11 protein-coding genes are annotated in these 11,653 nt (G+C 65.7%); 4 read left to right on the top strand and 7 right to left on the bottom strand.

Going from position 1 to position 11,653, the window contains the following annotated elements; genetic code table 11:
• The first annotated feature begins 8 nt into the window (after positions 1-8).
• Genes AC4JJG_RS02690 through AC4JJG_RS02680 form a run of 3 tightly spaced genes read left to right on the top strand, consistent with a single transcriptional unit; the run spans position 9 to position 3,260 of the window.
• Entirely contained in the window at positions 9-689 is a 681-nt protein-coding gene (locus AC4JJG_RS02690; protein WP_495399071.1) for a TetR/AcrR family transcriptional regulator, read from the top strand.
• A complete protein-coding gene (locus AC4JJG_RS02685; RefSeq protein ID WP_495399072.1) occupies positions 682-1,623 on the top strand; it encodes an ABC transporter ATP-binding protein in 942 nt (313 codons plus the stop codon). Before AC4JJG_RS02690 ends, AC4JJG_RS02685 begins: the two co-directional genes overlap by 8 nt.
• Positions 1,620-3,260, top strand: coding sequence for an ABC transporter permease (locus AC4JJG_RS02680; RefSeq protein WP_495399073.1), 1,641 nt, complete (start codon positions 1,620-1,622; stop codon positions 3,258-3,260). The genes AC4JJG_RS02685 and AC4JJG_RS02680 overlap by 4 nt, the downstream gene beginning before the upstream one ends.
• Positions 3,261-3,356: 96 nt before the next feature.
• Here AC4JJG_RS02680 and AC4JJG_RS02675 read toward each other — a convergent pair whose 3' ends face one another.
• The gene (locus tag AC4JJG_RS02675; RefSeq protein WP_495399074.1) at positions 3,357-3,902 is read right to left on the bottom strand and encodes a hypothetical protein; all 546 of its coding nucleotides are present in this window, start codon (positions 3,900-3,902) and stop codon (positions 3,357-3,359) included.
• A gap of 152 nt (positions 3,903-4,054) precedes the next feature.
• Positions 4,055-5,182, bottom strand: coding sequence for a citrate synthase 2 (locus AC4JJG_RS02670; protein WP_495399075.1), 1,128 nt, complete (start codon positions 5,180-5,182; stop codon positions 4,055-4,057).
• A 161-nt stretch (positions 5,183-5,343) separates the two neighbouring features.
• Between AC4JJG_RS02670 and pdxH the strand changes: the two genes are divergently transcribed.
• A complete protein-coding gene (gene pdxH / locus AC4JJG_RS02665; protein WP_495399612.1) occupies positions 5,344-6,039 on the top strand; it encodes a pyridoxamine 5'-phosphate oxidase in 696 nt (231 codons plus the stop codon).
• 6 nt (positions 6,040-6,045) lie between these two features.
• On the opposite strand, the gene AC4JJG_RS02660 is transcribed toward pdxH, so the two are convergent.
• From AC4JJG_RS02660 to AC4JJG_RS02640, 5 genes are all read right to left on the bottom strand, one after another.
• The gene (locus tag AC4JJG_RS02660; RefSeq protein ID WP_495399076.1) at positions 6,046-8,535 is read right to left on the bottom strand and encodes a hypothetical protein; all 2,490 of its coding nucleotides are present in this window, start codon (positions 8,533-8,535) and stop codon (positions 6,046-6,048) included.
• 13 nt (positions 8,536-8,548) lie between these two features.
• Positions 8,549-9,373: a VOC family protein gene (locus AC4JJG_RS02655; protein ID WP_495399077.1), complete on the bottom strand. Its 825-nt coding sequence runs from the start codon at positions 9,371-9,373 to the stop codon at positions 8,549-8,551.
• 13 nt (positions 9,374-9,386) lie between these two features.
• Positions 9,387-10,475 carry a WXG100 family type VII secretion target gene (locus AC4JJG_RS02650; RefSeq protein WP_495405738.1) on the bottom strand — a complete coding sequence of 363 codons (1,089 nt, stop codon included), beginning with the start codon at positions 10,473-10,475 and terminating at the stop codon, positions 9,387-9,389.
• A gap of 63 nt (positions 10,476-10,538) precedes the next feature.
• Positions 10,539-10,880: a DUF2563 family protein gene (locus AC4JJG_RS02645; protein WP_495399079.1), complete on the bottom strand. Its 342-nt coding sequence runs from the start codon at positions 10,878-10,880 to the stop codon at positions 10,539-10,541.
• Between the two features lie 40 nt (positions 10,881-10,920).
• Positions 10,921-11,643, bottom strand: coding sequence for a YbaB/EbfC family nucleoid-associated protein (locus AC4JJG_RS02640; RefSeq protein ID WP_495399080.1), 723 nt, complete (start codon positions 11,641-11,643; stop codon positions 10,921-10,923).
• Positions 11,644-11,653 lie beyond the last annotated feature (10 nt).

The following is an 11,653-nucleotide window of genomic DNA, read 5'->3' as shown; positions in this document are numbered from 1 at the left end:
TACTGAACGTGCGTTTAACGGATAACTCCGATGATCTCGCCGACGACCGGTCGACCCGTGCGCGGTTACGTGACACGGCGATCGAGGTCTTCGCGCGTGATGGTTTCGGCGCCACGGTGCGGACGATCGCGGAGGCCGCGGCGGTGAGTCCCGGCCTGGTCATCCACCACTTCGGCTCGAAAGCCGCGTTGCGCGCCGAATGTGACGACCATGTCCTCGCGCTGACCAAGCAGGCGAACCGCGACAAACTCGACGACGCCGCGGGTACCGGCGGATGGTCGGGAATTCTCACGATGGCCGACGGTGTCGAGTCGGAGGGGCCGCGGATCGTCTACCTGATCCGCAGCCTGCAGAGTGGCGGGGACATGGCTCGCCGGTTGCTGGAGCACGTGGCGGCCGACACCGAGGAGATCCTGCGCGCCGGAGTCGACGACGGCACGATCCGCCCGTCGATCGACGAGACCGCCCGTGCCCGATACCTGGTCGCGCAATCGCTGGGTGCGATTCTCGTCGACCTCGTCATGCATCCGCCCGCAGATTGGTCGGATGCGGGGGCCATCGTGCGCGACACCGTCGAACGCACCATGGTGCCCGCCTCGGAGATGGCGGTCCACGGCGTGATGGCCGACGACTCTCTGCTGACAGCTGTGCTGGATTACCGAAAGGACCAAGATGCTGAGCGTGGTTGACACGACGAAAGATGATGTGGTGATCGATGTTTCGGGATTACGGAAACGGTTCGGTTCGTTCACCGCACTCGACGGCCTGGACCTGCGGGTGCATGCCGGTGAGGTGGCCGGATTTCTCGGCCCCAACGGAGCGGGGAAGTCCACCGCGATCCGGATCCTGTTGGGCACCTACCGGTTCGACGGTGGTACCGCGCGGGTCTTCGGCAAGGATCCGCTGGCCGATGCCGTCGCGATCCATCGAAGGCTCGCCTATGTGCCAGGCGACGTGAATCTGTGGCCTCAATTGACCGGCGGAGAATGCGTCGATCTGCTGCTGTCGCTGCGAGGGCGACGGACCGAAGCCGCCACGGCGAAGGCCGAACTCATCGAACGCTTCGAACTGGACCCGACCAAGAAGTCGTCGACCTACTCGAAGGGCAACCGGCAGAAGGTGGCCCTCATCGCGGCATTGTGTACCGATGTCGATCTGCTGATCCTCGACGAGCCGACGTCCGGACTCGACCCGCTCATGACGAGCGTCTTCGTCTCGTGCGTCCGCGAACGAGCCGAAGCCGGTGCGGCCGTGCTGATGTCGAGCCATCTGCTGTCCGAGGTGGAACAGCTGTGCGAGACGGTGACCATCATCCGGTCCGGCCGGACGGTGCAGTCCGGTTCCCTCGCCGAACTGCGGCACCTGCGGCGCTCCCGGGTCACGGTGACGTGCGCCGGTGATGTGGCGGACCTGGCGTCGGTGCCCGGCGTGTACGACTTCGTCGCAGACGGACCGTCGGCGACGTTCACCGTCGACGACACCGGCCTGACCGCGTTGACGCGTGCCCTCGCCGGCCGCGAGGTGCGCTCCCTGTCCGTGGAACCGCCGAGCCTGGAAGAGCTGTTCATGCACGTCTACTCGGACGAGCCGGAAGCCGCATCGATCGCCGGGGTGCCGCGATGACCGCCGCAGTCCTCGATACGAGGCCCATGCAGTCGACATCGCCGGTGGCCGAACAGTTCACCGGAACCGGTGTCCTGATCCGGCTGATGATGCGGCGCGAACGACTCGTCGCGCTGGTGACCCTCGCGGTGTTCGTGCTGCTCAATATGTCGACCGCGGCCTCCATCAACAGTATGTATCCCACGGCCACGCAGCGCGCCGACGCCGCAGGCGGGCTGGGCGGCAATGCGGCCTTCCGATTCCTGTTGGGCCCCTTGACGAATACCGAATCCGCAGCCGCGATGACGTTGTGGCGTGCCGGACTGTTCATGGTTGTCGCGCTGGCGGTGTGTGCCGTGCTCCTGGTGGTGCGCCAGACCCGCAAGGAGGAAGAACTCGGCCGCGCGGAACTGGTGCGGGCCGCGGTCGTCGGCCCACTGGCGCCCATCGCCGCGGCGACCGTGGTCGTCGTCGTGTTCAGTGTCCTGGTGGGGCTCGGCATGTCGCTGGTGCTCTACCCGATGGGCGCCGACACCGTCGATGTGGCAGCGGTTTTCGCGCAGTACACGACGACCGCCCTCGCGGCGGCCGGTATCGCCCTGGTGACCGCGCAGGTCGCGAAGACCTCGCACATCGCGAACCTGACGGCGGCATCGGTGGTTCTCGTCGGCTACCTGCTGCGCGGTGCGGCCGACGCGACCGACGGCTGGGACTGGCTCCGGTGGATCACCCCGATGGGGTGGGCGCAACTGATCGATCCGATGGGCGCCAACAACTTCTGGTACGCGCTGGCCTCCCTCGGGGTCTTCGTCGGTGGTTGTGTGGTGGCCGGAATCCTGGTGACCCGGCGCGATCTGGGGGCGGGGCTGATCGCTCCCCGGCCCGGACCGGCATCGAGTACACGACTGTCCTCGCTGGGTGCCGTGATCAGCAGGCTGACGATGCCGTTGCTGAGTTCCTGGGTCTCCGGTGTGGTGGTGTACGGGTTGATCGTCGGATTCATGCAACCGTCCATCGACGATCTGACACAGGGCAACGAGCAGATGGACAAGATCCTGCGGCAGTCGGGGGTGCAGGGCAGCTTGTCGACACTGTTCGGGATCACGATCCTGGCGTTCTTCGCGGTGGCCGCCTCCGCGTGGGCGGTGAACGTGGCGACGCGCATGCGGTCCGAGGAACATGATGCGCGGGCCGAAATGCTGCTCGCCACACCGATTTCGCGAACCCGGTATTTCCTCACCTATGTCGCGATGGTGATGGTCGGCGTGGTGGTGCTGATGATCCTGTCGGCTCTGGCCATCGGGGTCGGGAATGGTCTCGCCGGTGGCGACTGGTCGTCGGTGGGCGACTCGCTCGCCACGGCGCTCGCGCAGATCCCGGCGGCACTCGCGATGTCGTCGATCGCGTTGCTGCTGTACGGTTTCCGTCCCGCGCTGGTTCCGGTCGGCTGGTTGCTGGTGATCGCGGCGCTGTTCCTCGGTCCGATGTCGGGCATGTTCGACCTGCCGGGGTGGGTTCGCGATCTGTCGCCGTTCACGCACAGTCCCGCCGTCCCGGTGGCGCCGATGAACTGGACGCCGGTGCTGATCCTGCTGGTGATCGCGGTGATGCTGACACTCGGCGGCCTGCTCGGCTTCCGCAGACGCGACATGCACTGATCGCCCACACAAATTTCACGTGTGAGGCCCTCCGACCGGATAATCCGGTCGGAGGGCCTCACACGTGAAATTTGTGTGGGAGAACGGGTTCCGGTGCTACCAGGTCGGAGTCCCGTACGGGCCGCTCGCGGGTGGTGGAGCAAACCACGCACGTGCGGCGTCCTGAGCCCACAGCAGGACCGGCACCGCGATGGTCGCGACCACCCCGATACAGGTGAACACCAGCAACACCGCGGCGATCGTCGCGAGCACCGGCACGGTGCGGGAACGCATGGTGAGCAACAGAATTCCGGTGATCACCGCGGCCAGCGCGGCCAGCAGAACGAGGGCGACGCCGATCATCTGGCCCGCGGCATACATGCCTTCGCCCATCGGACTGCGTGGCGCGACGAGACGCAGCAGCCCGACGAGGACCCCCATCACGATCAGGACCACCGCGGCGGCGATGACTGATCCGGGCCGCTTGTCCGGTACGGGGGGCTGCATCGGATAACCCGGCATCGGATAACCCTGCGGCGGTGCGCCGTAGGAGGGCCCGCCCGCGTAGGGATACGTGCCCGGTGGCGCCGGGTGATACGGCGACGATCCGTACGGGGGAGTGCCGTGGCCGGGCCGACCGGCGGGATCATGGGGATGGGTCACGGCATCTCCGGTGCGTCGGGTCGGGGCGTCGTGGCACGGCGCGTGGTCAGGAAATGATCACCGCGACGGTACCGGTGCGGGGATGCCGTCGTCAGTCCGCTGTTCGAATGCTTGGCATCTCCGGGGGTGTGAACGGGTGTGCTGAAACGTGTTCAGCGGCCCGCCGGTGTCACCGACGACCAGCCGTCGACATCCTCGGGTCGTCGGGGCGCGGGGCCGGTGTAGATGGCCGCCGGCCGGACCAGCTTGCCCAGACGCTTCTGCTCCAGGATGTGGGCACACCAGCCGGCGGTGCGGCCACAGGTGAACATCGCGGGCATCATGTGCGGCGGTACCTCCGCGAAGTCCAGGATCACGGCCGCCCAGAACTCGACGTTGGTCTCGATCGCCCGGTCCGGCCGTCGCTCGCGGAGCTCGGTCAGCGCGGCCTGCTCGAGGGCGGCGGCGACCTCGTAGCGCGGCGCGTCGAGTTCCTGTGCGGTGCGGCGCAGCACCCGGGCACGCGGATCCTCGGCCCGGTACACGCGGTGCCCGAAGCCCATGAGCTTCTCCTTGCGATCCAGGATGCCCTTGACGAGGCCGCGCGGGTCGTCGGTGCGTTCGACCTCCTCGATCATCGGCAGCACCCGGGCCGGCGCACCGCCGTGCAGCGGCCCGGACATGGCGCCGATGGCCCCGGACAGGGACGCGGCGACGTCGGCGCCGGTGGAGGCGATGACGCGGGCGGTGAAGGTGGAGGCGTTCATGCCGTGTTCGGCGGCGCTCACCCAGTAGGCGTCGATGGCGCGGATGTGTCGCGGGTCGGGCTCGCCCTTCCATCGGGTCATGAACCGGCCGGTGACGGTCTCGCATTCGTCGATGCGCTGCTGCGGTACCGCGGGCTGATGGATGCCGCGCGCGGACTGCGCCACGTACGAGAGGGCCATCACCGAGGCGCGGGCCAGGTTGTCGCGGGCGGTGGCGTCATCGATGTCGAGCAGCGGCTCATAACCCCAGATGGGGGCCAGCATCGCGAGTGCGGCCTGGACGTCGACGCGGACGTCGCCGGTGTGGATCGGGAGGGGGAAGGGCTCGGCGGGCGGCAGACCGTCGCCGAATTTGCCGTCCACCAGCAGTGCCCACACGTCGGCGAAGGTCACGTGGTTCTCGACCAGATCCTCGATGTCGACGCCGCGGTACCGGAGGTTGCCGCCGTTCTTGTCGGGCTCGGCGATGTCGGTGGTGAAGGCCACCACGCCCTCGAGCCCGGGGACGAAATCCTCCGGAACGTTGTTCGCCATGGTGGTCCTCTCGACACGTCGACGTGCCGTGCGCGGCCGCGCACCGCATCTTCTCGATTAGGACTTTAGGTCAGTGCACCGTTCCGGGTATACCGGGGAGTAATACCAGGCCGCCGGGTAGCCTCACGCAGGTGGTGGACGAACCTATTGACCTGCCGAATATGCGGGTCGGATATGGCGGCGGGATCCCGCCGAACATCGGCGAGGGCGACCGGGAGGCGGGTGCCGACGGCGTGCGCGAGAACCTCGATCCGAGCTGGCTGCGCGGCGACCCGCCGTGGCTCGACCTGTTCACCGTGTGGCTGCGCGAGGGCATCGACGCGCACATCCCGGAACCCAACGCCATGGTGCTCGGTACCGTTGACGCCGATGGCGCACCCGCCACCCGCACCGTGCTGTGCAAGGGCATCGATGCCGCCGGGATCATCTTCTTCACCGGCTACCACTCCGACAAGGGCAAGCAGATCGCCGCGAATCCCCGTGCATCCGTGACGTTTCCGTGGATCGCGCTGGAACGTCAGGTGCATTTCCGCGGTCACATCGAGCACGTCAGTCCGGAGGAGACGAGTTCGTACTGGCACAACCGTCCGCGCGGCTCCCAGCTGTCCGGGTACGCGTCGGAGCAGTCGCAGCCGATCGGCAGCCGCGCCGACCTCGAGGCACGTGCCGCGGAGGTCGCCGAGCGCTTCGGCGGCTTCGACGACGGTGAGGACGTTCCGGTGCCGGACGACTGGGGCGGCTATCGCCTCGTTCCCGAGGTCGTCGAGTTCTGGCAGGGCCGCGCCAACCGCCTCCACAACCGCGTCCGCCTCACCCACACCGACAACGGGTGGCAGGCCGAACGCCTGCAACCCTGACGCGGGTCATCGCCGAATCAGGGACTGAGGCGCGTTTCGAAGCTGTACCGAGCGAGTCCCGAACATCCCGGCGAGCGCGATCGCGAGAGCCACTTCTTGTGGCAGAAGCTCACCGTTCCATGAGGGTGGGATATCGATGTCCACGCATCCGTCGGTGCGGCGGGAGACGCGGAGGGGAAGTTCCTCCGCCCGAACGCCGCGGTATGCGCGCATCGAGGATGCGACGGTTGCGTCGTTCGGAGCGCGCAAGAGCAGAGCATTGCCGGTTGCATCGACGACGACGAGTTGATGTTGTGCGGTGCTACCGGCCGATCGGCTGACGGCGACGAGATGTGCGGGGCTGTCGCCGACGGTGATCATCGTCCCCGTGACCTGCACGGTGGGGATGTGCTGACCGCGCACCACGATCATCGGCTGGTTCGCCGGCTGGTCGATGAAGATCTCGCCGAGCCGCGGGAGCACGACGGAAGACGTACGGCCGCCGGAGGATTGGCCGATTATCGACGCGGAGTATGTCGTGAGTGCGCCCGTCCATTTGTTGGGTACCTGGCGCAGCGGTGGTGGATAGCCGAGTAGTGCGGCGATGTCGGGCCGGTAGCGCCACATGACCCGAGTGACCTCGGACTGTATGCCCGTGTGTACGAAAGCCCCGGGATCGATGCTCACGCGGGTGGGTGGCCCCTCGGAATGTGGCACCCGGCCAACAACTCTGAGGTACGAGGCGCCGAGCACCTTGCTGATCCCCCGGCCGGTGATGGAGGGCCGGGGAAGAGACGGAAGGTTCAGGCGGGCGGCCTGGGATGCGGGCATCGGCTCAAGGGTGATGTCCCGCATTTCGGTCCACGGAAGGAAGTCCGTCCGTGTGCTGTCGGTGACGATGAGACCTGCCGATGTGACGGCGAGGTGTGGTCCCATCCACCGTGTCTGCCGGGGCGGAAGACCCACCGCTGTGAAGAACGCAGTCATTACCGGCCGCAGAGCAAGGAGGACGACGACCACTATCCCCAGTGCGAGGAATAGTGCGCCGGTATCCATCGAGAGATAGAAGTTCATCACGGCAAACGTCACCGCGATGATCAGTAGACCGGTCGCGAGTTTCCGAAGGTATCCGCCGACTGACGTCAGAGAGGATTCGGCAAACCATTCGACCTCGGCCACGCCGTTCGGTGGCGTCGGTGGAATGCGGGGCGGGGGCGGCGTATCCGCCGCGTCCGGCAGCGATGCGACGCTCCGACGCAGGGTCCGAAGTATCTGGCGGTAGTTGCTGGTCTCCGTGAACAGTGCAATATCGACGGTCACCCGCTGGGATGGCAGCCCACTCATCTGCGACCACTCTCCGATCGGCCGGTTGCGGAATCGGTGAGGCCGAACGCAACCCTGTCCGGTGAACTCGCTCGCCCATGTACGCGGATCGGAGGCCGCGAGTTCGTCGTTGGGCAGGCGCAGCGATGCCGGTACCGTCCGGACCCCCGACCATGGCAGGAATGTCGTCCGCTCCGGTTCGTCCAGGATGAGGCCGTAACTGGTGATGGCCAGGTGACGACCGAGCGCGCGCATCCGGTCCAGCGGTAGTCGCGTGACGCGGGCCGTCAACCAGACGAGCTCATCCCGGCCGAGCCACCAGCCACCGACGAGAGTCCAGACCGCGGCCAGAGGGAGCAGCTCGCGGGCATCCACCTCATCATTCACGTAGCCCAGCACGAAGAAGACGGTGACCGTGGACAATGCAATCGCGATGAGGCCGAACGGATGTCGTAGACGAGACGTGATGTAGGCGTTCTTCCTCAGGTCTACGTTGGTCGACGCGGTTGTCGGGCGGCCTTGAGCGTTGGTCGCCGCCACGATCGTGTCCTGCCGGACTCCGGACAAGCTCGGAGAATCGGAGGCGGTACCCAGTTCCGCGCCAATGCCGGCAGCCAGATGGGGGAGTTGCGTACCGATGGCGGCGATGACCGTGGCGATGTCTTTCTCGAGGGCGAACTCATGTAGTGGAATCGTGACGGTCCCCGGTTGACCCGCGACACTATCGGCCCAGATTGCCGATCGCCGTATCATACTCCGGCGCTTGATGATCCGTCCCGCAGAGCGGATCGCCGCCGCGCTTTCGCCGGGATAGGCGGCCTCCGCTGGTTGCGACGTTTCGCCACCGGCCGCCGCCGCACCGAGATCACCCCATGAGGCGAAGGAAGTTGTTCGCGGCCCCTCTACGATCACACCGTCACTAGTCACCGCGAGCACACCGCCGAAGAGACGCACCTGCCCGGGCTGCGGTTTCCGCCCGCTGGTCACCAGCGACCAGGCGGACAGGGCAATTGCCGTCGCGATCACCGTCACCACGAGCACCAGGCCGGGAACCACGTAGGAAGTCACGAACATCAGGACGTAGCCGACCACCAGCGCTGTCACGCCGATACCGACGAGTGTCAGCAGGAGGCCGAACGACGACGACCGGATCGACGCCAGGTAATGGTTTCTTTCCGTCGGCTGTTTTCTCACAACGGCTGTTTTCTCACAACGACAGGTTTGTCGGGTATCCGGCGTTGTCCGGCCGCTCGGAAGGCGACGCACACCGTTCGGCCGGCTCTGCCGCTCGTTCGGTGCGGGATTCCGTTGAGATCAGGCCGAACAATGCCCCCACGGGATCACGAAGCAGCACGGTGTGCCCGATAGGCAGTGTGAGGATGTCGGTGAGGCAGGTGCCACCCAGATCTTCGGCCCGCGCGATCGTCGAATCGAGGCCGGACACTCGAAAGTAGACCCGCCAATACGGTTGGACGTCGGCTGCGATTGCGCCGGCGATGGGACCCACATCGGCGCGGGCGAACACGCGATAGGGTGCGTCGTCGCCGCCGACCGAGGTCGGTTCGCAATCGAAGAGCTCACAGTAAAAACGTGCAACCGCTGCCGTTCGCGGCGTCACGAGTTCGAACCAGGCCGGCGTGGTATCGATTCCGGTACGAAAGTGGGGAATCGAACCGCCTTCCCACAAACTGAACGTCGCACCCGCGGGATCGCAGATCGTTGCCACCGTGGCGATTCCATCCCCGTACGCAGTCGGCGCCAGAAGCAGTCCACCGCCCTCCGGTGCCTCGGAGCTGAGTCGCTCGAAACTGTCGATCCCGAAGTACGGGTGCCAGTAGGCGCCGGTACCGTCCCCCGAATCGCGCACCTCTGCCACGCCACACACCGGTAGCCCGTCGACGAGGCCGATAGTGCCCTCTTCGACGAAAGTCCAACCAAGGAGCTCGCCGTAGAACTTGCGCATGGCCTCCGAGGAGGCCGAAGTGTGGTCGACCCAGCTTGGTGCACCGCGCGTCGCGGTCGTAGTCGTCATGCTCACCTCATTCCTAGCGAGGGCGGCTCGGTGACACTACGCCGCTGTCACTGCCCGGTACCCACGTCGGAGCCTCACCGGACTGCGTGGTGTCGACCGGCGGGATGTACGGTTTCGCCTGGACAGTCGGCTCTGACTGCTCGGGGACGTACGGTCCTTTTTCGATTGTCGCCTCGGAACGATCCGGAAAGTACGGCTCGGCATGGACATTGGGGTTGGGGAAGAGGGGAGGTGACTCTGACGGGCGCCGGTTGTCCCAGGAGTCCCAGCGGCTGATGCCCTCGTCGACGGCAGTGGGCCTGCCATCGACCTCGCGTGAGAACTTGTCGCCGATCCAGCTACTAGTAGAACTCGCGGCATCCCATGTCCCCCAACGGGAGAGCATGTCTCCGGCGAATTTGCTGCCGGTCGCGGTAGATAGGCCGTTCGTCAGAGGTCCACCGATCGGTGAGAGAACGAGACTGGCCATTCCACTCGTCAGTCCTGCCGAAGCTATCTTGCCGAGATCGAAGTCTTCGCCACCGATCACCGCGGCGACGTACTGATTCTGAAGCTCGCGACCCGCACCGATTGCCGTATCAATACCGGCCGTGGCCGCGGCGCCCTTTGCAAAGTTCTTCAATCCGCGAGTCATGATGCGTTTCATCACCTGACGCGCGACCGCCTCTTTGATGGCGCGAATGGCCATACGTCGCATCAGCATCATGCGGACTCGCGAGATGGCTATCCGTGCCGTGATTTGCATGGGGCCCCCGGCGTTCCCGAAGAACATCGAGACGATGATCGCGGCCACCGTGACGGCCAACTCGGCACACTCGATGATGAAGAGAATCTTCAGCGTGAGAACTTGATTGGACATCGTGGACGAGGCTGAGGCCAGTGCGTCGGCCTCCTCGATCATCTTCTCGAGCGACTTCTCACCCTCGAAGAAGGTACGTAGATGTTCGCGAAGGGCTTCCTGCGTGTCGCCTTCGAACGTACCGAGCACGCCGTGCGACAGCCCTTCGAGTTCGTCGCCGATGCCTTGCACGGCTTGTCCGTACGTCTTCCAGTGCTCAGCCAAGCGGTCGAGGGCTGTTTCGTCGCCTTCCGGCCAATTCATGCCCACCCACGAGAGCGGTTCGGCGATATAACCAGGACATTCGATTCCCATTGTGTACCGGCCCTACTTCGACGGGGTGATCGTCGCCGATGCCTCGGACGTGAGTTGGATCCTGTTGATCCCTTCGATTGTCGCGAATCCCCGGGCGGCCTGTTCGACGATATTGCCAACGGTCAGAAGGCGATGACGGTGAGTTTCACCATTGTCCTGCACGGCCTCCGACTGCGGAAGATACTTCTCCGAGAACGCATTTCCTTCGTCGTCGCCGCCCCAGGGGGTGCCTTCGCCCTCGATCGACTGCGCCAGTGTGGTGTTCGCCTGCTCAAGGCGTCCGGCCAGGACATGGAAGCGGCTCGCGTAGCTGCCCAGCTGTTCGATGTCGCCACCGGTTACCCCGCTCGTCATCGCTTTCCCTTCCTGGTCGTTGTGTTTGTACGTCGGTTGCCTACCACGCCTGGTCGCGGAAGGATGAACGCGGTTCCTCCCGCTCCTGGAGATTCTCGTAGTAGTCCGTGGAAGCGCTTGTCGGTGTTGGTATCTCGAGATTCTCGTAGTGCTGGTCGTCGGCTGTGGCCTCCTGGGGTGGAGGCGATGTGACCATCCCGTCCAAAAGACTGCCGACCTCGGGTAAACCGTCTATCACATCGGAAGCGGAAGGAAGGTCTCCCAGTCCCCGATTGATCGGACGCCAGACCTCGGCGGTCTTCTCCGCGACATCCCGTGCGGCGCGCTGAGTGGCGGCCGTGATGGCCGACGCAAGTTGCCGGGCGGTTACCCTGTCGAGGAGGTCTTCCGCAATGTCGGTCCGGGTCACGATGCCTCTCATGTTCACCGTGACGGAAAGTCGTCCATCGAACTCGCTCGCGGTGGATGTGAGGTGCGTGGCCTTCGCTTGCGCGTCCGCGATACTCTCCCGGAGGGCATCGACGTTGCGCAGCAGGGCGTCGACATCATCCTGATTACGTGGTAGCTCCATCGGAGCGTTCTCCCTCCTCAGGCCAAGACGAAAATTTCGGCCGAAAACGCACAATGCGCTCATCACGGTAGCAATCCGTGCGCGGGCCGGAAGCCGGACGAGCGCCGACGCGATCGCCCGCGATGCAGACAGGATTCCAGACTCCACATAGCGGCTGGTGAGGAGGTTCGTGGCGCGCCGAGGGGCGAACACGCCGGTAGCC

It is taken from the genome of Gordonia sp. B8661-1, assembly GCF_059427765.1.
The sequence above is the reverse complement of the archived record's forward strand: the minus strand, read 5'-3'. Positions and strand labels throughout refer to the sequence as shown.